Source organism: Mesorhizobium ciceri biovar biserrulae, assembly GCF_001618845.1.
Taxonomy (GTDB): domain Bacteria; phylum Pseudomonadota; class Alphaproteobacteria; order Rhizobiales; family Rhizobiaceae; genus Mesorhizobium; species Mesorhizobium ciceri.
This window is the reverse complement of record NZ_CP015064.1, coordinates 4,347,925-4,373,535: the sequence shown is the minus strand read 5'-3', so window position 1 is coordinate 4,373,535 and position 25,611 is coordinate 4,347,925. Positions and strand designations below refer to the sequence as shown.

Here is a 25,611-nt window from a genome sequence, read left to right as displayed (position 1 = left end):
GTCTACTCCACTTGCGCGACGGCGGCGTTGATCCGCGCGATCGCCTCGGCAAGCACCTCCTCGCTGGTGGCGGTGGAGATACGAAAATAGGGTGAAAGTCCGTAGGCAGTGCCCGGCACCGAGGCCACGCGGCCTTCGTTCAGAAGATAGGTCGCCACCGCCGTATCGTCCTCCAGCATGACACCTTTTGGGGTCCTGCGGCCGATCAGGCTGGCGCAACCGATATAGGCATAGAATGCGCCTTCCGGCGGCGGCAGCGTCAGGCCGTTGATGCGCCTTATGCCATCGACGACCAGGTTCCTGCGCGCCTCGAATGCATCGCGGAAACGAGCCACCTCGTCCTGCGGGCCGTTCAGTGCGGCGACCGTCGCCGCCTGGGCAATCGAGCAGACCGAAGTGACCGACTGGCTCTGGATGATCGACATCGCCTTGACGAGTGGTGCCGGGCCGGCTGCATAACCGACACGCCAGCCGGTCATCGCATAGGCCTTGGCCACACCGTTGACGATGAGGCTTCGGTCCTTGAGGTCAGGGCAGGCCTTGCCGAAGGATACGAATTCGCGGTTATCGAAGATGATGTGCTCATAGATCTCGTCCGACAGGATGAGCACCTGCGGATGCCTGGCAAGGACAGCGCCAAGCGCCTTGAGATCGTCGGCCGAGTAGACCGCTCCGGATGGATTGCCGGGCATGTTCAGGAACAGCCACTTGGTTCTCGGCCCGATCGCCTTTTCCAAGAGTTCGGGCGTCAGCCTGAAGCCGCCGCTTTCCCTGCATTCGACCGTGACGGGCGTGCCGCCTAGCAGCTTCACCATCTCAGGATAGGAGACGAAATAGGGCGCGGGCAGGATGGCCTCGTCGCCGGGTTCCAGCGTCGCCATCAGCGCGTTGAAGATGATCTGCTTGGCGCCGTTGGCCACGACGATGTCGTTGGCCGTGTAGTCCAGTCCGTTCTCGCGCCTGAACTTCCCGGCCACGGCCTCGCGCACTTCCGGCGAGCCGGCTGCGGCGGTGTAGAGGGTCTGGCCCGCTTTGGCGGCTGCATAGGCCGCTTCGATGATGTGGGCAGGCGTCGGAAAATCAGGTTCGCCAAGGCCAAGGTCGATGACGTCGACGCCTTTGGCCCGTAGCGCCTTGGCCGCCTGCGAGGCGGCCATCGAAGCCGACGGCTTGACCACGGACAGGCGCGAGGAAATGTAGCTCATCGGCTTTTCTCCGAAATATAGCCCCTGGACACGTCCTGTGCCCGCGCCTCCGTACTGCGCCTGGAGGGATCGCCATAGCCGCCACCGCCAGGAAGTTCCAGCACCAGGCGACGCCCTTCCGGAACGTGCTGCCAGCCCTTGGGGCGCATCAGCGTGCCATCGTCGAGCCTGACGATGCCGGCGGTTCCGTCCTTGCCGCCATCGCGCCCCTTGGCTGGATGCCTGACCCGGTCGAACATGGCGGAAAAATCGAACTCGTGGCCTTCAGTGGCCGCGATTTCGAGGATCTGGCCGAGGCCGCCGCGAAATTCCCCGTCGCCGCCGGAATCGGGACGCAGTTCCTTGCGCCAGATGACGATCGGCCCGGTGTGCTCGGTCGCCTCGATCGGCATGGTATGGACACCGGACGGAAAGGCGGTGGCGGACAGCCCGTCCAACGTCGGGCGGGCCCCCATGCCGCCGGAATTGAACATCAGCACCTCGGCGCGGCGTCCATCGCTCCCGGCGACCGGCCTGACCGAGATGTGGATGTTCCACAGTGCCGCCGCCCCTTCGGCAAGGATCTGGCCCGGCAGCGCCTTGGCCAGCGCGCCCAGCACCAGATCGGGCACCATATGGCCGATGACGTGCCGCAGGGAGACCGGCGCCGGCCGCGGGGCGTTCAGGATGTTGGTCGGCGACGATATAGTGAACAGAGCAAGCGAGGCCGCATTGTTCGGGATCTCCGGCGCCACGACGCATTTCAGGGCGTAGCAGGCATAGGCCTTGCTGTAGATGATCGGAACGTTGATGCCCCATCGGCTTGTCGGATCGGTGCCGGAGAAATCGACATTCAAATGGTCGTCCTCAATCGAGACAGCTGCCACCAGCTTGACCGGCGTATCGTAGCCGTCGGTCACCAACTCGTTCGACCAGGTGCCTTTCGGCAGCGCCTTGATGCGCTCCAGCGTCGCGTCATGCGTGCGCGTGAAGATGAACTCTCCCAGCCTGTCCAGCGATGCCAGGCCGATCTCCTTCATCATGTCGACCAGGCGGCGATGGCCGACCTCGTTGCAGGCGGCCAGCGAATAGAAGTCGCCGACGACCTGGTTCGGCTCGCGCACATTGGCGCGCAGGATCTTCACCAGATCGAAGTTCACCTTGCCGCGCTCGGCGAACTTCATGATCGGGATCTGGATCCCTTCCTCGTAGACTGACTTGCCATCGGCGCCGAAGCCACGTCCGCCAACATCGACCACGTGCGCGGTGCAGGCGAAGAATGCCACCAGTTCGCCGTTCAGGAACGAGGGCGAGACCATGGTGATGTCATGGAGATGGCCGGTGCCTTTCCAGGGATCGTTGGTGACATAGGTGTCGCCCTCGTACATCTCCTCGCGCGGGATCTCGTTCATGAACTGCAGCACGGCCTCGGCCATGGTGTTCACATGCCCGGGCGTACCGGTCACGGCCTGCGCCAGCATCTCGCCGCGCGGATTGAACACGCCGGCCGACAGGTCGCCCGATTCACGCACCGACGTGGAGAAGGCCGTACGCAACAGGGTCAGCGCTTGCTCCTCGACCACCGAAATCAGGCGATTCCACATCACCTGCATGCGGATTTCCAAGATGTCGCTCATGCCTGGACCCCTTTGCGGATCAGGAGGATCGAACCGTCGCTCTGTAGCGCGGCATCGAAGAGAGTGGTGACGACCGTCGACGTCTCACGCTCGACGATCACCGCCGGACCGCTGATGCGATCCCCTGGCGAAAGGTCGGCGCGTTCGATGATGGCTGAAACCTGCACGGTTCCGGTCGCCGGATCGAAAACCTCGCGCGTTTGCGAAGCGGCGACGGTCCTGGTCCCCATGGTGATCTCGTGCCTTGCGGGCGCCGGCCGCACGTCCTGCGCCTTGACCGACCAGGTGACGATCTCGATTTCCAATCCGTCGAGGCCATCAATGGCACGGCCGAAGAAGCGCGCATAATTGTCCCGGAAGGCGTCCTTGAGGCTCACCTCATCGCCGGGCTTGAACGCCCTGTCGGGCAGCGGCACCGGGATTTCCCAACCCTGGCCGGCATAGCGCATGAAGGCGGTGATCTCGCGGGTGATGGCATTGTTCGTGCCGGCTCGCACGAAGCTCTCGGCGGTCGTCTTCAGCCCGTCGAGCAGCGCATTCACCTCGCATGCATCGAAGCGCGACAGCCGCATCAGCTTGGAAGCCAGCGCCTCGTAGCCGAACGGCGCCTTGAGGAAGCCGATGGCCGAGCCGACGCCGGCGCCTTGCGGGACAAGGCACTGTTCGACGCCAAGCTTCTCGCACAGCCGCGCCGCATGCAGGGGCGCTGCACCGCCAAAGGCGATCATGACATTGTCGGAGATGTTCTTGCCGTTTTCCACCGCATGGACGCGGGCGGCATTGGCCATATTCTCGTCGACGACCTCGCAGATGCCGAAGGCGGCCGAAACGGAATTGAGTGAAAGCCGGGTGCCGACATCGCGGGTGATCGCCTGCTCCGACGCCTGCGTGTCGAGCCTGATGGCGCCGCCGGCGAAATTGTCGGGATCGAGCTTGCCCAGCACCAGGTCGGCATCGGTGATGGCCGGGCGGCTGCCGCCACGCCCGTAGCAGGCGGGACCGGGTTCGGACCCGGCACTTTCCGGGCCGGTCTGGATGCGGCCCATGGCGTCGACCCAGGCGATCGAGCCGCCGCCGGCGCCGATCTCGATCATCTCGATGACCGGGATCGAGATCGGCATGCCGGAGCCTTTGCAGAAGCGATAGGTGCGGGCGACCTCGAAGGTCCGCGCCGTGCGCGGCGAATAGTCCTCGATCAGGCAGATCTTCGCGGTCGTTCCGCCCATGTCGTAGGAGACGACGGAGTCCAGGTCGAAGCGCCGCGCCACGTCGGCCGCAAAAATGGCACCGCCGGCCGGACCGGACTCGACCAGGCGCACCGGAAATTCGGACGCGGTTTCCACCGAGATCAGTCCGCCGCCCGAGTGGATCATGAACACCGGACAGTTCGCCCCCATCTCCTTCAGCCGCACCTGGAGGCGCACCAGATAGTCGGCCATCTGCGGCCGGACATAGGCATTGGCGCAAACCGTGTTGAAGCGTTCGAACTCGCGCATCTGCGGCGAGACCTCAGCGCTGATGGAAATCGGTATGTCCAGCTTTCTGGCGAGGATCGCGCGTGCCCGCTGCTCATGCACCGGGTTCATGTAGGAATGGATGAAGCCGATGGCGACGGCGCCGAAGCCGCCCGCGGCGATGCTGTCGGCGATCTCGTCGAGCGCTGCTTCGTCCAGCGGCTGCAATTCCTTTCCGTCCGCGCCGATGCGCCCCTTGACCGTATAGCGATGCTCGCGCGGGATCAGCGGCGGCGGCAGCTTCAGGTTCAGATCATACTGTTCGAACCGGTTTTCCGTGCGCATCTCGATGACATCGCGAAACCCTTCGGTGGTGACCAATGCCGTCTTGGCGCCACGCCGTTCGATGAGCGCGTTGGTCGCCAGCGTGGTGCCGTGAATGACGATGTCGAGGTCCGCCAGCGTGATGCCGGCGTCGCGCACGACGATCTCGATCCCGTCGAGGATGGCCTGTTCGGGGGCGGCATAGTTGGTCAGGATCTTGGTCGAAAAGATCGTGCCGCGCACATCGACCACAATATCGGTGAACGTGCCGCCGATATCCGCGCCGAGACGGATGTCATTTGCCGTACTGGTCATGCGTTGGCCTTATGCGAAGCGAGCGCTGCGTCGCGCATTTGGGAAAGGGTTTGACGCGGCGTGATCGCCTCCGGGGAAATATCCAGCTCCAGGACCGCGCCGGTCGCGGATGCCAGCGCCCTGCCGACAGCGCCGGCGAAATCGCAGGTCGCGCCGACCCGCTCGGCGTGGAAGCCATAGGCCCGGGCGATGCCGACGAAATCCGGGTTCTCGATGTTCGTTCCCGACACGCGCGCCGGATAGTGCCGCTCCTGATGCGCGCGGATGGTCCCGTAGATGCCGTTGTTCAGGATGAGGACGATCGGCTGCGCCCCGGCCTGCATCGCCGTCCCCAACTCCTGGCAGTTCATCTGGAAATCGCCGTCACCGGCAAAGCAGACCACCGTGCGTGAGGGAAAGGCCACTTTGGCCGCGATGGCCGCCGGCAGGCCGTAGCCCATGGCGCCGGATTGCGGTGCAAGCAGCCGCGCCTTCTGCCCGAACCTGAAGAACTTGTTTGGCCACACGGTGAAATTGCCGGCGCCATTGGTCAGGATGACGTCGTCGGGTAGGTTCTCGCGCAGCCAGCGGCTGACTTCGACCATGTCGACCGGGCCCGGCTGGGCAGGCGCGGTGAACGTGCCCTCATAGCTTTGGCGTGCCTGCGACCGCCACGCGGCCCAGTCGCCCTTGACCGGCGAGAGCGCCTTGGCGAAGGCGTTCGGCCCGGCATGGATGCCAAGCGAGGGCACGTAGATCTTGCCGATCTCGCGATCCGAAGCGTGGACATGGATCAGCTTCTGCTTCGGCTGGGGCACGGACAGCAGCGTGTAGCCATCCGTGGTCATCTCGCCGAAGCGCACATTGATCGCCAGGATCACATCGGCGTCCCGGATCAGCTTCTTGACATGCGGGACCATGCCGACACCGGCCTCGCCGACGAAGACCGGTGAGCCATTGTCGAACTGATCCTGGAAACGGAACGCCGCGACCACCGGAATGTCGGAGGTTTCGGCGAAAGCCTGGAGCACGGCACGCCCGTCAGCTGACCAGTTGGCACCGCCGATCAGGATGACCGGTCTGCTGGAGGCGGCCAGCATGGACCGGGCCTCGGCCAGCGCATCGGCATCGGCCGCGGCCTCGAACACCCTGGCAGGCCCGCTGAGCGCCGCGACATCGGTCGGCGTCGTCAGCATGTTCTCGGGCAGGGCGATCACCACCGGGCCGGGCCGCCCGGTGAGCGCCGTGGTCCAGGCCCGGGCAATGATTTCCGGCAGGCGCTCGACAGCGTCGATCTCCACCGCCCATTTCGCCATCGTGCCGAACACCGCGCGGTAGTCGATTTCCTGAAACGCTTCGCGGCCGCGCATGTCGGTGCCGACCTGGCCGACGAACAGGATCATCGGCGAACTGTCCTGCATCGCCGTGTGCACGCCGATGGACGCATTGGCGACACCCGGTCCGCGCGTCACGAAGCAGATGCCCGGCGAACCCGTCAGCTTGCCATAGGCCGAGGCCATGAATGCCGCGCCGCCCTCGTTGCGGCACAGCACGTAGTCCAGCTTTCCACGAGAGTCGTGCAGCGCGTCCAGCACGGCCAGATAGCTTTCGCCCGGCACACCGAAACTCTTGGTCGCGCCGAGCGCGATCAGGCATTCGACAAGAAGGCGACCGCCATTGCGGATCATGCTGCGACATCCTTCATTCAGGCGGCAAGCGGATCGAGCCTGCCTTTCGGATTCATACGTGCACGCTGGCGCATCGAGACGAAACCAAGAAATGCCGTCTATTCGAAAGTTTTTCTTTCCCGAGAGGCGCGAACCAGGACGTCCGGGTTCATCGTGCCCAGCGGATCGAACGCGCCTTTGAGCCGCGCCATGAGCTCTCGCTCCACCAGGCCGCGATTGCGGTCGGCCATGACCACCTTTGCCCGGCCAAGCCCATGCTCGGCGGCAAAGCTGCCGCCCATCTGAGTGGCAAGAGATGACAGCGCCTCTGCGAACAGCTCGGCCTTGCCGTCGAAATCGGCACGACCTTCCGGCGGAGACAAATTGTAATGGATGTTTCCGTCGCCGAGGTGCCCGAACGGGTTTATCCGCACACCGGGAAGAATGCCGCCGCAGATCTTCGCGCCAGCCTCGACGAAACGGGCGATTGCACCTGGAGGGACGGAGATGTCGTGCTTGAGTTGCTCGCCTTCCAGCCTTTGTCCCTCCGGTTGCTCCTCGCGCAGCCGCCAGAATTGTGCCCGATGCGCACCTGTCGCCGCCAGCGCGCCGTCGCTAACCAGGCTCTGTTCCATGCCCCATTCCAGAGCCGAAGCCAGGATCTCGTCCAGGGGAACGCGTGACGACCCCGATGCCAGTTCGACCAGCAGATAGACACCGCCCCGTGTCTCCAGTTGGTAGGCAAGGTCGGGCACGTGCTTGAGCGCCAATCGCAGGCCCACATCGGAGAAGAACTCGAGGCCAGTCAGGAATTCCCCGGCCTCGCCGCGCAGGAAGGCGCCGAACGAAACGGCGGCGGCAAAGTCGGGCAGGACCAGAAGGGCGCTCGCTTGCTGCCGAGGCTTGGGGTAGAGCCGCAGGATCGCGCGCGTGACGATGCCGAGCGTGCCCTCAGCGCCACAGAACAGCTTGCGCAGTTGATAGCCGGCATTGTCCTTCTGCACCGCGCGCAGTCCGTCCCAAATCCCGCCATCAGGCGTCACGATTTCGAGACCCAGGACGAGATCCTGCATCATGCCGTATCGGAAAGCCTGGCTGCCGCCGGCATTGGTGCCGATCAGGCCGCCGATCCTGGCGCTGCCTTCTGCGCCCAGATGCATTGGAAACATCAGCCCATGCGGCTCCAGCGCCTCGTGCAGCGTGGCCAGCACGACACCCGCCTCGACGACGATCGATCCGCTGTCCAGATCCGGCTTCCCGATCGCCGTCATGCGTGACAGCGAGACGATCACCGCATTCGGCTGCTCGGCGACGGCGGCGCCGCAAAGCCCGGTGTTTCCGCCTTGCGGCACGACTGCCAGTCCGGCCTCGCGACATAGTTTGACGACACTGGCAACCTCCGGCGTATTCGCGGGCCTGGCAACGCCCAGAGGTGCGACGCCGTAGCGATTGAGCCAATCGCGCCGGTAGGGCTCGGCATCCCGGCCCGAAAGCCAGCCTTTCGGCCCGAGAATCTCGTGCAGCGCGGTGGCGGGATCGGTCATTGATTTACCCGAGTTAGCTGAGGGCGTGCCGTCCGACACGTCCCGGATCGTTGCTTCCAATCAATGACCCAGCACCTGCGACAGGAATTGTCGAGTGCGCTCGTTGCGGGAAGAGGTGAAGAACTCGTCCGGAGGCGCTTCTTCGAGGATCTCGCCGCCGTCCATGAAAAGCACCCGGTCCGCCACGCGACGCGCAAAGCCCATCTCATGCGTCACGCAGATCATCGTCATGCCTTCCGAGGCAAGCGTGACCATGACGTCAAGCACTTCGGAAACCATTTCCGGATCGAGCGCCGAGGTCGGTTCGTCGAACAGCATGATCTGCGGCTGCATGCAAAGAGCGCGTGCAATGGCGACGCGCTGCTGCTGACCGCCGGACAATTGGCTGGGATATTTCATGGCCTGCTCGGGAATGCGCACCTTCTCCAGGTAGTGGCGGGCGGTTGCCTCGGCTTGCGTCCGCGGCTGCTTGCGCACGATCATCGGGGAGATCATGCAGTTCTCCAGCACCGTCATGTGCGGGAACAGGTTGAAGTGCTGGAACACCATGCCGACTTCACGCCTGATCTCGTCGATATTGCCGACATCGTCGTTGAGCTCGGTCCCGAGCACCGCGATGCGGCCGCCATTGTGCTGTTCGAGGCGGTTGATGCAGCGGATCATCGTCGATTTGCCGGAGCCGGAGGGTCCGCAGACGACGATTTTTTCGCCCCGTTGTACGGAAAGGTTTATCCCGCGCAGTGCTTGGAACGTGCCGTAGTATTTGTCGAGGTTTTCGATGCGGAGCGCCGGCTCACCGGTCGAATTGGTTGAGATCACCTGCACGCCTCCTTACCGTTCGCTGACCGACATGCGGCGCTCGAGAAAGGCGCCATAGCGGGATAGGCTGAAGACGAAGATGAAGTAGATGAAGGCGATGAAGGCATAGACTTCGACATAGGCGAAGCGCCATTCGCCGGTGCCATAGGCGGCATTGCCGGAAGCCAGGATCTCGAAGAAACCGACGATGACCACCAGCGAGGTCTCCTTGAACGAGATGACGAACTGGTTGATCGTGGCCGGCATCGCGTTGCGCATTGCCTGAGGCAGGAGGATGCGGCTGATGCGTTGCCAGTAGCGCATGCCGAGTGCCATGGCAGCCTCCTCCTGTCCTGTCGCAACGCCCTGCATGCCGCCTCTCACGATCTCAGCCTGATAGGCGGAGAAGAACAGAGCGGAGCCGAGGATCACGCGGTAAAGCTTATCGCCCTGCAGCCATTGCGGCAGCGCGAACGGCAGAACCACTGCAAAGGTGAAGAGGATCGATATCAGCGGAAGCGACCGGACCCCGTCGATGATGAGGCCGGTGGTCCGCGAAATCCAGGGCAGCTCCGACCGGCGCAGCAAGGCCAGGCAGATCGCCAAGGGGAAACCGATCAGGCAGGTGGTAACGAAGATGAACAGGGTCAGCGCCAGCCCGCCCCAGGCTTCCTCGCCGACATGGGCAAGGCCAAGCACGCCGCCTTTCATCAATAGGTAGAAAAGGCCTGTTCCGGCTCCCCATACCAGCGCGATCCGGCGGCCCGTCCAGAACGCCGGGATACAGCTCAGCACCGTCATCACCACAACAGCGACGCAGGCCAGCGCCGAGCGCCATTGTTCCTCGTAGGGATAGAGGCCGAAGAAGATGATCCGCCATCTCGCTGCGATGACCGACCAGCAGGCTCCCGCTGCCGCCTGGCAGGCTTCCGGCCCGCCGCTGGTGGTGAAGACAGCCGAGAAAACCGCCCAATTCAGCAGCTTCCAGGCCAGGAAGACCATGATCGTCAGACAGGCCAGCGACACCACCGCCTGAAGCGGCGTCGCGAAGAAGCGTCGCCTCAGATCCTCAAGCCTGCCGGGAGCGGGTGGAGCGACAATGACCATCTCCATCTCTCAGCCCCTCAGTTGATTGCCCTTGAGGGCAATTGCCTTGTTGATGCGGTTGAAGACGGCGGCAAGGCTGAGGTTGATGGCGAGGAAGCCTGCCATCAGGATGCCGATCGCTTCGAGGGTTTGCCCGGAATGGTTGATCGTCAGCGCCACAATCATGAAGAAATCGGTGAAGCCCACGGCGATGCCCATCGTCGTCGCCTTCATCAGCCAGACATACTGATTGGCAAGGATCGGCAGCATGGCACGCAGCGCCAGCGGCAGCCGCACCAGCGTGAAGACCCGCCAGGGACTAAGGCCCAAGGAAAGGGCTGCCTCGACCTGGCCGGTGCCGACAGATTTGAAGCCTCCGCGCACGATCTCCGCAATGTAGGAGCCGCCATAGATGGCGATGGCGATGGCGAGGGTGGCGAACTCCGGAGGGATACGCAGGCCGCCTCTCAGATTGAGGCCTTGCAGGGCAGGGAAGTCCAGCAGCGGCGTATCCGGCAGACGTCCGAGAGCCAGAATGATGGCCGCGCAGGCCAGTGCCGCTGCGGCGGCGGCAAACTGAATGGTGCGCCGCTGGCCGATCGGCTGGGCAAGGAGCGACGTCCTGCCCAGCCAGGCCGGCAGCACGATGGCCGCGATCACAGCCACTGTGGCTGCGGCAAACGCGGCACTGCCGACGTTCGGGAACGGGATGTAGAGTCCTCGGCTGGTGAGCAGGAAGCCCCAGGCTTCGTGCGCGCTGCGCGGCGTCGGCAGGTGCGTGATGATCGCATACCAGAAGAAAACCTGGAGGATCAGGGGAATGTTGCGGAAGATGTCCACATAGGTACGGCCGAGCAGCCGCGCCAAATCGTTCGAAGACGTCCGCGCCAGACCGACGATCGTTCCCACGATCGTCGCCAGTATCAGGCCGACGCTCCCCAGGAACAGCGTGTTGATGATGCCGATGAGGAAGTACCACCAATAGGGATCATTGGCCGTGGCGGGCAGCAGCGAGAAATTCACATCCCAACCCGTCGACTTGAACAGAAAGTCGAATCCGGAGGTGATCCCCTGATCAGCCAGGTTGCGGCGGGCGATCACGATGCCGGCAAGCACCATCGCGGCGATCGAGCCGACATAGAGGACCTGCAACAGCGCGTTGCGGACCTTTTGATTTCTCAGCAGGCTGACCATCCAAAGATCCTTGCCGAATTGTCGCCGACCCCGCCCGGCTGTGCCGGGCGGGGCCTGGAGCGGGTGAGTTAAGGACGGATCAGTCGATCACCAGCGGGAACAGGACCCCGCCATTGTTCCAAAGGTTGGTCAACTCGCGGTCCATCTTGTAGGGCGAGTCCTTGCCGAGGTCGCGCTCGAAGATTTCGCCGTAATTGCCGACGTTCTTGATCACCTTGTAGGCCCAGTCATCATCGAGACCGAGACCCTTGCCCATGCCTGGCGTGACGCCGAGGAACTTGGCGACTTGCGGCGAGGTCGGCTTGGCCTTGACCTCGTCGACGTTCTTGGAGGTGATGCCTTCCTGCTCGGCGAAGATCAGCGTGCTCAGCGTCCAGTTGGCGATGTCAACCCAATTGTCGTCGCCTTGGCGCATGATCATGACTTCAGGCTCGACGGCGAGCACGTCGGGCAGGATGACATGGTCGTCGACCTTGCTCTTGGCGATGCGCGCAATGGCGAGCGTCGGGCCCCACTGCGCATAGAGATCGCAGCGTCCGGAGAAATAGGCCTGCTCGAGCTCCTCGGTCTTTTCGATGAGCACGGGTTCGAGCTTGATGCCAAGCTTGGCCGTATAGGCCGCGACCTGCTGTTCCTGCGACGTGCCGGCGGGAATGCAGATCGTGCCGCCGGCCGCATCCTTGAGCGACTTGAGGTTTAGCTCCTTGTGCGCCATCACCTTGGTCGTTCCGAGGTAATAGGACATGGAAAATTGCAGGCCGAGCTCGGTGTCGCGGCTGAGCGTGCCGCCCGACGCCTTGATGATGATGTCGACATCGCCCGATTGCAGGGACGGCCAGCGCTGCGCCCAGCTGATCGGAACGACCTTCAGTTTTGCCGGGTCGCCGAGCACGGCCGTGGCCACCGCCCGGCAGAGATCGATGTCCATGCCCTTCCAGTTGCCCTTGTCGTCGACTTCGGCGAAGCCGAGGTAAGACCCGTCATGGCCGGTGCAGTTGAGCACGCCGCGCGCCTTGACGGCTTCCAGCGTCTTGCCGCCGGCGGCTTCTGCCGGCGCTGCAAAATGCACAAGTCCAAGGGCCATGGCTGCGGCCCCCCATTTCATCGTCTTCATGTTCCGTCTCCACTGTTGAGGTTGTTTGGTTTCTTGTTGTTGGAGGCCCAAAAGTTCTCTTTCGGAGCTCGGTCTCAAAGCCGCTCCTAGTCGGAAAGCGGGGTCGGTTTCGGCACGGAGGAAATCTTCAGATCGCTGCCCCAGTCCTGCTGGGCGAGCCATCGATGAAGGGCGGCGACCGCCTTCACGCGCAGGTGCCCGCGCGGGACGATCAGGTAGAATCCAGGAACTTCTTCCGGCCGCATATCGGCAAGGGCGTCGCGCCCGACCGGCGCGACCAGCGCGCCCGACCTCAAATCTTCCTCGGCGTCGATGACGGAGACGAGACCGACGCCGATGCCTTGCAGGGTTGCACGGCGCATGGTCGCGGCATCGTCGAAGCTGATGCTTCGGTTGCCGTCCGTCTGCTCGATGGCAAGGTGGCGTAAAATGTCTGGCCAAAGGCGCTTCGACTTGACGGTGTCCAGCAACGTGAACAACGTCAGGTCCTGCGCCGACTTGATGCTCTCGCCGATGGCCGGAGTGCAGCAGATGACCTTCGGATCAGGCACCAGCAGTATGGTCTCGTAGTCCGGCCAATTGCCGTAGCCCCACTGGACGGTCATATCGATGTCGTCGCGTCCGAAATCGGGCAGATCGACCATCGTCGTCAGGCGCAGATCCGCACCGGGCAATATCTCCCGGAACAGAGATAGGCGAGGCAGCAAATAGTGGGTCGCGAAATAGGGGCTCGCATTCAGGTTGATGCGGTCCCGGTAATTCGACTTGGTGACGCGGCGAACACCTTCGGAAAACTCGTCGAACCCAGCTTTGACATAGTGCGAGAGAAGGATGGCAGACTCGGTCAATTCGACCGACCGCCCCTTGCGTTCGAACAGTGTCACCTGAAGCGTGTCCTCCAGTAGCTTGATCTGCTGTCCGACGGCCTGCGGCGTGACCAGCAATTCATCCGCCGCCTGCCGAAAGCTCTTGTGCTGCGCGACGGCGTGGAAGACGCGAAGCGCATTCAGCGAGGGAAGGCGAAGCTTGCCGGTCATCGTCTATTCCACCTCCTTTCGCTTGCGTTCCTGTTGGACAATTCAGCGCCGCCGGCGCCGCGAAAATAGCTCAGGCGTATATATAACCACCTGAAACAATTACATTTTCTCCCGTCATGTAGGTATTCTTGGGGCCGCCGGTCATGAGAACCCACTCGGCAATCTCCGCAGGCTCGGCGCCACGACCCAGCGGGCTCGCCTTGGCCAGTTCCTCGAGGAAGCCGAGGGCCTTGGCCCGCTCCGTGGCCATGCCTGCGGGGGCCACCGAATTGACCAGGATCCCGTGTTTTGCGACGTCATGGGCAAAGGAGCGCGTCAGGCTGACCACGGCGGCCTTGGTTGCCGCATAGTGGGCGTTCTGCGGATGCGCCTTGAAGGCATCGACAGAGGTCAGGTTGACGATCCGGCCACGCACATGGCTCTTCGGCTCCTGCGATTGCATGTGGCGAACGGCTGCCACCATCATGTGATAAGTGCCCTTGATGTTGATGCCATTGGAGGCATCCCAATCGGCGTCGCTGATCTCGAGGAGCGGGCGGCGAGGGTAGATCGCGGCGCAATTGATCAGCGTGTCGATACGCCCGAGCTTCGAAACGATGGCGTCGAAGGCGGCGTGGCACTGAGGGCCGACCTGGATGTCGCACAGGGCGGCCGCGGTCGGCAGGCCGTTGGCCTTTGCCGGTGCGAGAGCGGCTTCGGCGGCGTCCTGGTTGATGTCGATGATGCCGATCTTTGCAGCCCCGGCCTCTACAGCCATCCTGGCCAAAAGCGCGCCGAGGCCAGCGCCGCCGCCTACGATCAGAACGGAAAGATCCTTCATTCCAGTTTTTCCTTACTTGGTGCCGCTTGGCGAGGTTGGCCATGTCGGCATGATGTCGAAACGGGTAACGTCGGCCCATGCGGGCAGGCCGAGTACCGCGACCACCATTCTGGCCACGTCATCCGGCTGCACCACTTTGCTGGCGTACATGGCCGCGCGCGCCTTTGCGTCGAGGATGTCCTGGTAGAGCTGCGTCTCGACACGGCCGGCGACGATCTCGGTGACACGGACGCCTGATGGGGAGAGGTCGGCGCGCAACGCGGCGGCAAAGCCTGATATCGCCGCCTTGGTGGCCGAATAGACGGCAATGTTGGAATATGCCGCGTGGCCCGCGGTGGAGCCGGTGAACAGGATGTGGCCAGCCTGCCGCTCGCGCATCTGCGGAACGACGAGGCGGGTAAGCAGGATTGCCGCGCTGAGGTTGACCTCCAGCGTGGTGTCGATGTCGGAGATTTTCATGTCGGCGAAATTGCCCAACGGTGGCATGATCCCGGCATTATTGATCAGCACGTCGATGGTCAGATCCGCCAGAACAGCTTCCAGCGCCTCGCGATCGGTCACGTCGACGGCGATGGGCACGATGCCGGATCGCTCGGCCTGCAACGCCTTGAGCGCGGCCTGGCTGCGCCCGACCGCATAGACATCGTAGCCGGCGTCGCTCAGTGCGATCGCCATGGCCCGCCCTATGCCGCTTGTTGCACCTGTGATGAAGGCTGTCGTCACGTTGGCTTCCCTGATTGCCTGATTCAGTCTGCGGCCTGGGCCGATGCCGCGAAACCAAGAAAACCAGCAAAAAGGAAAGATAAACTTTCGAATTCTCTTCTCCCGCCCGAAACCTGGACAGGTGGTGACCTCGGCGCCGAGGCTGAAAACCGAAGGAAACGACGGGAAAACGATGTTCTCAACCTGCGGGAAACGGTTCAGGTCAGCTGGCGGAGCCAAAACATGGCTTTCGCAATGCGGTGGCTAATCTGGGTGAGTGCGAATGCCTGGGTGATCGAAGCCGGGGCCTATCCGCCGGTCGAAACAGGCCTCTTCATATCGGTAAAGAGCGAGGCCGCAGCCGCCTGCTGCTCTGCCTCTGTCGCCGCGACGCCCGAAGCCCGTGCCAAAGCGCGCACACGCCCGAGGCTGTTGTGCAGATGCTTGCGCATGGCCTGGCGAGCGGCACGACCGTCCTGCCTTTCGATGGCATCCACGATGGTTTTGTGCTCGTTGTGAATGCGTGCGTAATAGCTGTCCTTGAGCGCCGGCGTGACCACGTAGCCCAGTTGAAAGCGTGGAACGATCATCGGCCTGAGATAGCTCAGGAAGCCGTGGATGAATTCGTTGCGCGCGGCTTTGGCGATCGCCAGATGGAAATCATAGTCATAGTGGATCTGGACCACAGCGGGATCCGCTTGCTGGGCGTCGACCTGTTCCATCAGGGTTCGGATTCCGTTCGCCTCCGCATCGGTGCGCCGTTCCGCGCATAGCCCGGCGGACTCCACTTCCACACTCAATCTCAGTTCGAGCAGGGCAATGGTTTCCGGCAAGGTCCTCAGCGCCTCGTCCGGTATCGAGAAATTGCGCGGCGCCGGCGTTTCGCTGACGAACATGCCGCGGCCCTGCTGCGGCACCACCATCCCTTCGGAGCGCAATCGCGCCACCGCTTCCCGCACCACCGTCCGGCTGACGTCGTACTCGGCACAAAGCTCCGCCTCGGTCGGCAATTGCGCGCCGGGAAGCAGAGATCCGGAACGGATCTTTTCGGACAGACTCTCCGCCACGACAGTGGAAAGCGGTTTGCGCTTCGTCATCAGTCTCCCCTTAGCCAGATTCGCGATGATGCCCGAACCGGCAAGGCCATTCAAACCGCCGCGGTGACGATCAGCTCGACCAGCATTCCAGGCTTGGCCATCCGTCCTTCGCCGGAAGAGCGCGCGGGTGCATGCTCCTTCGGCATCCATCCGTCCCAGACCGTGTTGACCTCGTCGAAATCCCTGATGTCGTCCAGCCACATCTGCACGTGAAGGATACGTGTCTTGTCCGTACCGGCCTTGGCAAGCAGGACGTCGACCTTGCCAAGCGCCTCGCGCATCTGGTCGGCTGCGGACTGACCCGGCTTTGCGACCTGGCCGGTGAGGTAGAGGGTGCCATTGTGGATGACCCCGTGGTGGATGCGGGTGTCGAAGTCGAAGCGCTTGATGTCACTCATTGGATTGTCCTTGTCAGATTTCCGGCCTCCGCCGGATGGGTCAGATTTCCGGCCTCCGCCGGATGGGTCAGATTTCCGGCCTCCGCCGGATGGACTCAGATTGCCGGCGTCTGGCGGATGGGGTTTCCCTGCAGATATTGTGCGTAGGGCGCCTGAACGAGCCAGCCGGCGTCGACGGGCAGGGTGACGCCGGTTATCGATGCGGCCCGGTCGGAGCAGAGGAACAGTGCGGCCTCGGCAACGTCGCGCGGCTCGACGAAGCGGCGCAGCGCGGTGGTCGCCTGGATGGCTTCGGGGTTGCGCTCACCCTTGGCGATCCTGGCTTTCAGCCCGTCCGAAAGCGTGTAGCCGGGTGCCACCGCATTGACGCGTACGCCGTGCGGACCGAGCTCGGCGGCCAGGATCTGGGTCAAGGCCAGGACGGCATGCTTTCCGGGCGTGTAGGCGGGCAGGGACAGCGGCGCGAAGGAGGCAAGCGAGCCGACGTTCAGGATCGCGCCTCGCCCGGCAGCCGACATCAGCCGACCGAACACCTGGCAACCCAGCAAGGTGCCGCGATAGTTCACTCGCCACATCCTCTCGTCTTCGTCCAGATCCTGGTCGAGGACGTGCTTGCCACTCTGCAGGATGCCGGCGCAGTTGACGACGACGTGCGGGGTACCGAACGCGTCGCTGACGGCCTGCGCCAGCGCTTCCACCGAGCCGGATTCGGCGACATCGGTCTGGACAAACAGCGCGCGCGGTGCGCCGACCGCCGCGCAGGCGCCAACCGCCTCATCGCCCCGTGCCGCATCCCTGCCGGCGACCACCAGATGGTAGCCGTCCTCGGCGAAGCGCAGCGCTATCGCGCGTCCGATGCCGGAAGTGCCGCCGATGACGACGGCCGTCAATGTCTCAGCCATTGCCGCGACCTTTGCCTTCGATGTCGAAGAATTCGGACATGGCCCGGACCTGGAAATCCATCATCGGGCGCCCCGGCTGAATGCGGCAGCCAATCTCTTTCGCCGCCTTTAGCAGGGGGGTCTCGGCGGGCTCCATGATGATGTCGACGACCGTCATGTCCGGGGTCAGCCGGCTCACATCCAGCGGCAGCGGGTCGCCGGCGTGCATGCCGACCGGTGTGGCGTTGATCGCCATATGCATGCCGAAAGGATCGGCCTCGCCGACCTGGATGCGGCATTTCGGGAAGACCTGCGCAACCAGCGCCGCCAGTTTTTCGGCGCGACCGGTATCGAGGTCGGCGAGGCGGATTTCTTCGGCGCCGGCTTCCGCAAGACAATAGGCCAGGGACGCGCCGGCACCGCCGGCTCCAACTTGGAGAATGCGGCGGCCGGCAATCTGATGCCCGCCTGCATTGAGGCCATCGATAAAGCCGACGCCGTCGAAATTGTCGGCGTACCAGCTGCCATCGGGCAGCCGGCGCACGGAATTGGCGCTCTGCACCCTCGCGGCGCGGTCGTGGGCGGCGGTGCATTTGTGATAGACCGCAACCTTGTACGGCACCGAGATGATCACGCCCCTGATATTCTCGGCTGCCGTAATGCCGGCCCAGAAGGCCTCGAAATCCTCCGGGCGGCAGCTCAAGGGCACCATGAGGCTGTCGAGGCCCTTCTGCTCGAAGATCTCGTTGAATATGCCGGGGCTCTTGGCATGGGCCACGGGATGGGCCAGCATCACGAAGATCTCGGCCTTGCCGGTTCCGCGCATTGGTTTTACTCCTTTTCTTTTGACAGTTCGTGGCCGCTGAGGATCTCCAGCGCCTGGACGAGGGACGAGTGGTCGGCCTCCGCGCCGCCTGGTCGGGCTGAGCAGGCGCTCATCAGTTGTTGCGCCATCGCGGTGTTCGGCAGCGAGACGCCAAGCGCGCGGGCGCTTTCGAGCGCGAGGTTGAGATCCTTCTGGTGAAGCCGCATGCGAAAGCCCGGGGCGAAGGTCCGGGCGATCATGCGCTCGCCATGCACCTCCAGCACGCGGGACGAGGCAAAGCCGCCCATCAGCGCGGCGCGCACCTTTGCCGGATCGCAACCGGCCTTGCTGGCAAAGACGAGCGCTTCCGCCACGGCCTCTATGTTGAGCGCGACGATGATCTGATTTGCGATCTTGCAGGTCTGGCCGGCGCCATTGTGCTCGCCGATCAAGGTGATGTTCTTGCCCAGCGTCCGAAAGATCGGCAGCGCGCGCTCGAACTCTGCGGTCGGCCCGCCGACCATGATGGTGAGGCTCGCCGCCTTGGCGCCGACCTCACCGCCCGAGACCGGGGCGTCGAGGTAGCCGGCTCCCGCTTGCCGCAGTTTCGCTGCGAATTCCGCAGTGGCGATAGGGCTGATCGAGCTCATGTCGATGACCAGCTTATCGGCCGACAGCCCCTCCAAGACGCCGTTCCTCCAAGCAGGACACGCTCCACATCTGGCGTGTCGGGCAGCATGGTCACGATGATCTCGGACATCCGCGCCACATCGCCAGGAGAGGCGACGACCGATGCCCTAAGGTCCTTCGGCAGAGGGGAGCGGTTCAGGACCGTGAAGATCTCATATCCCGCGTCGACGAGATGGTGCGCCATCGGTGCTCCCATCACACCGAGCCCGATGAACCCGATCTTCATTCTTGAACCCCTGGACGAAGGTTGGTGCGTATTACATCTTGCAGCAAATTATTGCCGTATGATATAGGACATCATACAAATTTCAACATCCTTTCGCTCATCGGAGACCGACCGCAAAATGCAAGAGCGCCTCAATACGCTGAAGGCTGCCGTGTCGGCCGGCCGGGCCCATATCGGCATCTGGTGCTCGCTGGCTTCGGCCCTGACGACGGAAATTGTCGCGGGCTCCGGCGCCGGCTGGCTGCTGATCGATGGCGAGCATAGCCCCAACCATCTGCGCAGCATCATGGCCCAGTTGCAGGTCATGGGCGGCTTCGACAGCGAGGCCGTCGTCAGGCTGCCTTCCGACGATCCCAATCTGATCAAGCAGGCCCTGGATATCGGTGCGCGCAGCCTGATGATCCCCAATGTGCGGACGGCCGATCAGGCCCGCGCCATTGTCGCGGCCATGACATATGCGCCTGGTGGATTTCGCGGCTTCTCGGTCGGTCACCGTGCCAACGGCTTCGGTCGCATCGCCGGTTACCACGGCAAGGCGCGTGAGCAGCAGCTTCTCGCGGTACAGATCGAGGATGAATTGGGCGTCGCCAATGCCGCGGAAATTGCGGCAGTGGACGGCGTCGACGTTCTGTTCGTCGGGCCCGGCGACCTTTCCACCAACATGGGTGCGATGGGCAATCCCGGGGCCGCACACGTTCAAGAAGCGATCGCCTCGGTGCGCAAGGCAGCAACGGCGGCAGGCAAGGCCAGCGGGATCCTGGCTCCCGCAAAGACCGATGCCGACCGCTACCTCGCCGACGGCTTCACCATGGTTGCCGTTGGTTCCGACCTCGGCCTGCTGGCGCGGGGCTCGGATGCCTTGGTCGCTTCGTTCAATCGGTAGACCGGAGATACAGCCATGCCGATCCCCCGGTACAAAGCGCCGTCACGGACCGCCTACGACATCGTCATCGTCGGCGGCGCCGTCATCGGTTCGTCCACGGCCTACTGGCTGAGCCAGGCGCTGGGCAGCGGCGCCTCGATCCTCGTCGTCGAACGCGACTCGAGCTACGAATTCTCGTCGACGGCGCTCTCCACCAGTGCGATCCGGCAGCAATATTCCAATCCGATCAATGTGAAGATCAGCCAGTTCGGCATCGAGATCATCCGCGGATTTCAGGAGCGTATGGCACCTTTCTACAAGGACGAACCGGCGCCCGACCTCGGCTTCAAGGAGCATGGGTATCTTTACTGCTGTTCACCCGACGGCGTCAAAGCGGCCCGCGAGCGCGTCGATCTGCAGCGCAGTTTTGGGGCCCACACGGTGTTTCTTGAGCCGGGCCCGCTGAAGGATCGCTTCCCCTGGCTCAATGTGGAGGATCTCGGTGGCGGTTCCTGGGGGGCCAGGGAAGAGGGCTGGTTCGATTCCGTGGGGCTGATGAACGGTTTCCGCCGCGCAGCCCGCGCCAGCGGCGTCGAGTATATCGACAATGCCGTGACAGGGCTGGATATCGCCGATGGGCGGGTCATCTCGGTGCGCCTCGCGACCGGACAGACGGTTGCCTGCGGAACATTGGTCAACGCCGCGGGCCCGCGCGCTCAGCAGGTGGCCGCCATGGCCGGCCTGTCGATCCCGGTCGCGCCCTACAAGCGCTACAGCTTCGTCTTCGCCAGCGCCAACCCGATCCCCGGCCGGATGCCCAATGTCATCGACCTTTCCGGAACATTCGTGCGTCCCGAAGGCGAGCTTTTTCTCACCGGCAACACGCCGCAAGGCGACGGACCGGCCGGCTACGACGACTTTGAAATGCACCATGAAGAGTTCGACGACTACATCTGGCCGGCACTCTGGCACCGCATTCCGTCTTTCGACGCACTCAAGGTCCAGACCAGTTGGACCGGCCACTACGAGTACAACATGCTCGACCACAACGGCATCGTCGGCTTCCACCCGCAGGTGACCAATTTCATGTTTGCCAACGGCTTCTCGGGGCACGGGCTGCAACAGTCGCCAGCCGTGGGCCGGGCCGTTTCAGAACTTATCGTTCACGGGGCTTTCCAGACGCTCGATCTTTCGCCGTTCTGTTACGAGCGCATAGATCGCAACGAGCCGTTTCTCGAGGAAGCAGTGATTTAAAGCGAGACGATCGGTCACCCATTTTATCTCGGGCATTCAGCGTCCAATGAAATTGCATTTTAGTCAGAGACGTCGTGAAAACTACTCGCTCGGATCGCTCTATCTTAGCAGGAGCGTCACGAACCCACGGTCGATCGATTTGGTTGCGGCGCTGCCAGATCTCGGCCAGAGGACGCCTCGTGGCGCATGAGGAAACGCTCTATGGCGCGGATGATGGCGATCAACAGCAGATTGATCACAAGGTAGAGCACGCCGGCAATGGCGAAGATCTCGAAGATTGCGAAGGTCTGGCTCATCAGCCGCTTGGCGTAGCCGGTGATCTCGAGCACCGTGATCGTCGAGGCAAGGCTGGTCCCCTTGACGACCAGGATGAGCTCATTGCCATAGGCCGGCAGCGCCTGGCGGATGGCGAGCGGAAACTCGATGCGCCGGAACCGGAGCATGCGCGACATGCCGCATGCCTGCGCCGCTTCGACGAGACCAACCGGAACCGACATCAATCCGCCGCGCAGGATCTCCGACGTGTAGGCAGCCGTGTTCAGCGCAAGCGCCAGCACGGCGCAGCGCGCGCCGTCGCTGATCAACCACCACAAAGCTGCGTTGTCCTTGATCAGGGAAAGTTGGCCAAGCCCGTAATAGAACAGGAAAATCTGCACCAGCAGTGGCGTCCCGCGAAAGACATTGGAGTAATATTTGGCAAAGCCTGACAGGAAGCGGTTCGACGACAGCCGCATCAGCGCCAAACCGAGGCCCAGATTGAAGCCGATCAGCACCGAGACGAACGTTAGTGCCGCTGTGACCCACAGGCCCTTGAGCAGGACGGGAACCGCTAGCTGGATGAGATCCATCATAACTACTTTCTCGTCCTCACCCTGAGTAGGCGTTCGATGCCGTCGAACCCGGCCTGGCTGACGAGCGTAATGGCCAGATAAACCACAGCCGCGATCAGGTAGAAGATGAACGGGTGGCGGGTGGAATTGGCGCCAATGAAAGAAATGCGCATCAGCTCCTGAAGGCCGACCACCGAGACCAGGGCCGTGTCCTTGATCGTCGTCTGCCAGACATTGTTGATTCCGGGAACCGCGATGCGCAGCATCTGCGGCGCGATGATGCGGCGAAAGATCCGGCCGCCCGATAACCCGAGCGCGCGCGCGGCCTCGATATGCCCATTGGGGATCGCCCCCAGGGCTCCGCGCACGACCTCGGTCGAATAGGCGCCGGAGATCGCGCCGATGGCGATGACCGCGATGACGAACGCATAGCCGCTCTCCGCGACCCCGGCATAGCCGAAAGCGGTCACGACCTTGGTCACGAATTCAACCGAACTGAAAAACAGGAGGTAGATGATGAGCAGCTCGGGCACGCCGCGCACCAGCGAGGTATAGGCATCAACGAGCAGCGAGAGCGGAAATATCCGGGCCCATTTGATCAAGCCGCAGACAATGCCGATCACCAGCCCGGCCGCCATGCTGACGAGACCCACCAGGATCGTTATCGACGCGCCACGCAGGATGGCGGTCACCCAACCCGCTTCCCAAACCTGCCAGAGACCGAATTCCATCTGAGTTGCCCTAGTCTTGTCGTGCCAGCGAAGCGCATGCGCCCGGCGCTCCGGGCGCATGCGAGGGTTCCAAGGCGTTATTTGCAGGGCCGGGAAATGTCCGTCTTGAACCATTTCTCGCTTGCCTTGCCGACCGAGCCGTCCGCGATCAGCTCGCAAAGCGCCTTGTCGATCTTGGCCTTGAGTTCGGTGTTGTCCTGCGCGATGCCGACGCCGATGCCTTCGCCAAGCGTCGGGTCGTATGTGCTCTTGATCTCAACACCGACCAGTTGGAAGTTCTTGCCGTCAGGCTTGTCCAGAAAATCCTGCAAGGCGGATTGATCGGCGAAAGCCGTGTCGATACGGCCGCTCGCCAGGTCGATCTGCATCTGGTCAAGCGTGTCGTAGGTTTTCAGGTCGGCATTCGGTGCACGCTTCTCGAGGAAATGCGCGTGGGTCGTGCCAGCCTGCACGCCGACCTTCTTGCCGTCGAGCGACTTCAGCAGCGTGTCGACGTCGGTGATCGCGGCCAGATCAGACCCCTTGGCCGCGACGAACATGTTGGCCAGTTCGGCATAGCCGACGCTGAAATTGATCTCCTTCTTGCGATCGGCGGTGATCGACATGCCCGAGATGATGACGTCGAAGCGCTTGGCCTTCAGCGCCGGGATCAACCCGTCGAACGCCTGCACGACAAAATGGCAGGTCACCGCGAGTTTGGTGCAAAGCAACGCGCCGACATCGGCGTCGAAACCGGTGACGTTGCCACTGGCGTCGGACATGCTCCATGGCGGGTAGGCGCCTTCCGTTCCGATGGACAACTCGCCTTCGACCGCCAATGCGCTTCCCATGCTTCCCATGCTTCCCATGCTTCCCGCGAGACCTGCGAGCAGCGTCAAGACTTTCAGTTTCATATCAGTTCCCCTTGTTGTTGGTCTTCATTGCCGTTGTCCGGTGCGAACCGGACGCTTCGAGGATGCTTCCCTCACAGTGTCCGTGCCAGGAATTGGCGCAGACGCTCCGAGCGCGGGCTGCCGAACAGCTCCGCGGGCGCACCCTCTTCCTCCACCTTTCCCTGGTGGAGAAACAGAACCTTGTGGGAGACCTCGCGCGCGAACTGCATTTCGTGCGTTACAAGGATCATGGTGTTGCCTTCCTCCGCCAGTTGACGGATCACGCGCAGCACCTCGCCGACCAACTCGGGATCGAGCGCCGATGTCGGTTCGTCGAAGAGGATGACTTTGGGACGCATCGCGAGCGTTCGGGCGATCGCGGCGCGTTGCTGCTGGCCGCCTGATAACTGGCCCGGATAATGAGCGTGCTTGTCGGCGAGCCCGACCTTCTTCAACAAGGCGTGCGCATGTTCGATGGCCTTCTCGCGGGGCTCCTTCAAGACGTGCCGGGGCGCTTCGATGATGTTCTCCGCCACAGTCATGTGCGGCCACAGATTGAAGTTCTGGAACACCATGCCGACGCGGGCGCGGATGCGTTCGACCTGCGCCATATCGGCTGGCCCAAGACGGCCGCTCGACAGCGGCTTCATCTTGATCACCTCGCCATCGATGGCGACCTTGCCGCCATCCGGCTGCTCCAGAAGATTGATGCAACGCAGGAACGTGCTCTTGCCCGAGCCCGACGAGCCGATCATGGAAATGACCTCACCGGCATGGGCGGTGAGATTGACGCCCTTCAACACCAAAAGCGAGCCGAAGCTCTTGTGAAGCTCGTCGATCTGCACGGCCGGCGTGGTGATCTTTGCCTTGTCAGCGGGCGCCGGATCGGCCGCGACGGCAGGAAGGGTTGGCGGCGTCTGTTCGCTGCTGGTGTCCTGGGTTATCTCGACGGTTCGCAGGTCCGCCAGCGCACGATCGAAATAGCGCAGGCTGCTGGACAGGCAGGTGCGTTGCCAGTCTGGGTCATCCGGGATGAAGGCGCAACGCAGAGTGTCGCGGATCCGCTTGCCCAACGGCGAATCGAGCTTGCCGAACAGATGCAGCCAGTTGTCGGCCTGGACCGCTTCCATGACAGCCGGCCCGTCCAACGTGCCGCATTCAACGACAAGCGGCAGCACGCGCGCGTTCGGCATTGCCTTGCGGACGGCATCGGAGACATAGCCGGTCGCCGTTGCCGTGATGCCGGTATCGGTCTTGGCGCCCTGGCCTGTCAGGACTGTCGCCAGCGCCGGCCCGAAGATGGATTTGCCCCAGGCAAGGCCGTCATGCTCGGAACTCGCCACAGAAAGCAGAGCCGGATAACCGTAAGGCCCGGCGCCGGTATGCAGATCGAAGACGATGGCCTGGCGCGCCGCGCCGGCAAAGGTCTTCAGAATTTCGTTCAAGGTGCGGTTCGACCAGACCGGGCCGCCACCGCCGTAGAACATGCCGTCGGCGAACTCATACTGGCCGGCTTCGACGATCGCCGCCAGCCCGGCATGCCCAAGCCTTTTGCGCGCCACGGCGAGCTTCTCGTCGGCCGCTATGCGGTCCGGTCCCTCCCACTCGCGATACGCCATGGCGTCGTGCAGGCCGGCATAACCGTTGTTGACGGGAGCACTTGAAGACCAGTCGATGAAGTTGCGGTTGAGGTCGACATTGTCCTCGTTGACGCGCCGCGACCAAGCCGTACCCCAGGGATTGATGAGGTGAATGGCAAGGATGGCTGTGTCGCCGGGCAGGCGCCGCAGGTGCTTCTGGCCGAGCCAGGCGGTCTGGCAAGTCGAGCCGAACGGGCCCTCGACACCATGCGTACCGGAGATGAGCACGATCAGTTTGCGCGCATCGCGGCGGCCAAGCAGCGCCACATCCGTCGCCAGCGTCTCGCCATCCGGGCCGTTCAGCGGATGAACATATTCAGACAGTTCCGCGCCGGCCCGCTCGGCGGCTTCGCGAAATCTCCTGCGAAGGACGGCGAAATCACGGGCATAGGCGGGGGCTGGCTCATCATGGCGCATGGTCGATCCCACCGGATCGCTGGCGGTTGCGGTCAATCCGTTCATTCCCTGTC

22 protein-coding genes and 1 pseudogene are annotated in these 25,611 nt (G+C 63.2%); 2 read left to right on the top strand and 21 right to left on the bottom strand.

Annotation, left to right across the window (positions count from 1 at the left end; translation table 11 throughout):
• Window positions 1-2 precede the first annotated feature (2 nt).
• The 17 genes and pseudogenes from A4R29_RS20565 to A4R29_RS20485 all read right to left on the bottom strand — a co-directional run bounded on the left by A4R29_RS20565 (window position 3) and on the right by A4R29_RS20485 (window position 18,952).
• Window positions 3-1,205: a pyridoxal phosphate-dependent aminotransferase gene (locus tag A4R29_RS20565; protein ID WP_063172741.1), complete on the bottom strand. Its 1,203-nt coding sequence runs from the start codon at window positions 1,203-1,205 to the stop codon at window positions 3-5.
• Complete coding sequence (locus A4R29_RS20560) at window positions 1,202-2,821, bottom strand: hydantoinase B/oxoprolinase family protein (protein ID WP_063172740.1); 1,620 nt, start codon at window positions 2,819-2,821, stop codon at window positions 1,202-1,204. The genes A4R29_RS20565 and A4R29_RS20560 overlap by 4 nt, the downstream gene beginning before the upstream one ends.
• Entirely contained in the window at window positions 2,818-4,914 is a 2,097-nt protein-coding gene (locus A4R29_RS20555) for a hydantoinase/oxoprolinase family protein (protein WP_024503264.1), read from the bottom strand. Before A4R29_RS20555 ends, A4R29_RS20560 begins: the two co-directional genes overlap by 4 nt.
• Window positions 4,911-6,581 (bottom strand): thiamine pyrophosphate-binding protein, encoded by a 1,671-nt coding sequence (locus A4R29_RS20550; RefSeq protein ID WP_063172739.1) that lies wholly within the window; start codon window positions 6,579-6,581, stop codon window positions 4,911-4,913. The genes A4R29_RS20555 and A4R29_RS20550 overlap by 4 nt, the downstream gene beginning before the upstream one ends.
• A 98-nt stretch (window positions 6,582-6,679) precedes the next feature.
• Window positions 6,680-8,104, bottom strand: coding sequence for an FAD-binding oxidoreductase (locus A4R29_RS20545; protein WP_063172738.1), 1,425 nt, complete (start codon window positions 8,102-8,104; stop codon window positions 6,680-6,682).
• Window positions 8,105-8,164: 60 nt separating this feature from the next.
• Window positions 8,165-8,923, bottom strand: coding sequence for an amino acid ABC transporter ATP-binding protein (locus A4R29_RS20540; RefSeq protein ID WP_082827580.1), 759 nt, complete (start codon window positions 8,921-8,923; stop codon window positions 8,165-8,167).
• A gap of 12 nt (window positions 8,924-8,935) precedes the next feature.
• Window positions 8,936-10,015: an amino acid ABC transporter permease gene (locus tag A4R29_RS20535; protein ID WP_063172736.1), complete on the bottom strand. Its 1,080-nt coding sequence runs from the start codon at window positions 10,013-10,015 to the stop codon at window positions 8,936-8,938.
• A gap of 3 nt (window positions 10,016-10,018) precedes the next feature.
• Window positions 10,019-11,182: an ABC transporter permease subunit gene (locus tag A4R29_RS20530; RefSeq protein ID WP_063172735.1), complete on the bottom strand. Its 1,164-nt coding sequence runs from the start codon at window positions 11,180-11,182 to the stop codon at window positions 10,019-10,021.
• Between the two features lie 79 nt (window positions 11,183-11,261).
• Complete coding sequence (locus A4R29_RS20525) at window positions 11,262-12,296, bottom strand: amino acid ABC transporter substrate-binding protein (RefSeq protein ID WP_013530400.1); 1,035 nt, start codon at window positions 12,294-12,296, stop codon at window positions 11,262-11,264.
• Window positions 12,297-12,382: 86 nt separating this feature from the next.
• Window positions 12,383-13,333: a LysR substrate-binding domain-containing protein gene (locus A4R29_RS20520; RefSeq protein WP_013530401.1), complete on the bottom strand. Its 951-nt coding sequence runs from the start codon at window positions 13,331-13,333 to the stop codon at window positions 12,383-12,385.
• Window positions 13,334-13,403: 70 nt separating this feature from the next.
• Window positions 13,404-14,153 (bottom strand): SDR family NAD(P)-dependent oxidoreductase, encoded by a 750-nt coding sequence (locus tag A4R29_RS20515; RefSeq protein WP_063168723.1) that lies wholly within the window; start codon window positions 14,151-14,153, stop codon window positions 13,404-13,406.
• Between the two features lie 12 nt (window positions 14,154-14,165).
• On the bottom strand, window positions 14,166-14,876 hold the full coding sequence (locus A4R29_RS20510; RefSeq protein ID WP_013530403.1) for an SDR family oxidoreductase: 711 nt from the start codon (window positions 14,874-14,876) through the stop codon (window positions 14,166-14,168).
• Window positions 14,877-15,163: 287 nt separating this feature from the next.
• Entirely contained in the window at window positions 15,164-16,102 is a 939-nt protein-coding gene (locus A4R29_RS20505; RefSeq protein WP_244506848.1) for a FadR/GntR family transcriptional regulator, read from the bottom strand.
• Complete coding sequence (locus A4R29_RS20500) at window positions 16,003-16,350, bottom strand: RidA family protein (protein WP_013530405.1); 348 nt, start codon at window positions 16,348-16,350, stop codon at window positions 16,003-16,005. The genes A4R29_RS20505 and A4R29_RS20500 overlap by 100 nt, the downstream gene beginning before the upstream one ends.
• A 95-nt stretch (window positions 16,351-16,445) precedes the next feature.
• Window positions 16,446-17,252, bottom strand: coding sequence for an SDR family NAD(P)-dependent oxidoreductase (locus tag A4R29_RS20495; protein WP_063168722.1), 807 nt, complete (start codon window positions 17,250-17,252; stop codon window positions 16,446-16,448).
• Window positions 17,245-18,057, bottom strand: coding sequence for a shikimate dehydrogenase family protein (locus tag A4R29_RS20490; RefSeq protein WP_063172734.1), 813 nt, complete (start codon window positions 18,055-18,057; stop codon window positions 17,245-17,247). Before A4R29_RS20490 ends, A4R29_RS20495 begins: the two co-directional genes overlap by 8 nt.
• Window positions 18,058-18,062: 5 nt before the next feature.
• A pseudogene (locus A4R29_RS20485) lies at window positions 18,063-18,952 on the bottom strand (2-hydroxy-3-oxopropionate reductase).
• 118 nt (window positions 18,953-19,070) lie between these two features.
• On the opposite strand from A4R29_RS20485, the gene A4R29_RS20480 reads away from it, so the two are divergent.
• The gene (locus A4R29_RS20480; RefSeq protein WP_063172733.1) at window positions 19,071-19,835 is read left to right on the top strand and encodes an HpcH/HpaI aldolase family protein; all 765 of its coding nucleotides are present in this window, start codon (window positions 19,071-19,073) and stop codon (window positions 19,833-19,835) included.
• A gap of 15 nt (window positions 19,836-19,850) precedes the next feature.
• Window positions 19,851-21,068 carry an NAD(P)/FAD-dependent oxidoreductase gene (locus A4R29_RS20475; protein WP_013530410.1) on the top strand — a complete coding sequence of 406 codons (1,218 nt, stop codon included), beginning with the start codon at window positions 19,851-19,853 and terminating at the stop codon, window positions 21,066-21,068.
• Window positions 21,069-21,184: 116 nt separating this feature from the next.
• Here A4R29_RS20475 and A4R29_RS20470 read toward each other — a convergent pair whose 3' ends face one another.
• The 4 genes from A4R29_RS20470 to A4R29_RS35385 form a co-directional block, all read right to left on the bottom strand.
• Window positions 21,185-21,916: an ABC transporter permease gene (locus tag A4R29_RS20470; RefSeq protein WP_063173765.1), complete on the bottom strand. Its 732-nt coding sequence runs from the start codon at window positions 21,914-21,916 to the stop codon at window positions 21,185-21,187.
• Between the two features lie 5 nt (window positions 21,917-21,921).
• A complete protein-coding gene (locus tag A4R29_RS20465; RefSeq protein ID WP_063168719.1) occupies window positions 21,922-22,629 on the bottom strand; it encodes an ABC transporter permease in 708 nt (235 codons plus the stop codon).
• Between the two features lie 77 nt (window positions 22,630-22,706).
• Window positions 22,707-23,522 (bottom strand): transporter substrate-binding domain-containing protein, encoded by an 816-nt coding sequence (locus tag A4R29_RS20460; RefSeq protein ID WP_063172732.1) that lies wholly within the window; start codon window positions 23,520-23,522, stop codon window positions 22,707-22,709.
• 71 nt (window positions 23,523-23,593) lie between these two features.
• Window positions 23,594-25,558: a DUF2817 domain-containing protein gene (locus A4R29_RS35385; protein ID WP_167355200.1), complete on the bottom strand. Its 1,965-nt coding sequence runs from the start codon at window positions 25,556-25,558 to the stop codon at window positions 23,594-23,596.
• Window positions 25,559-25,611 lie beyond the last annotated feature (53 nt).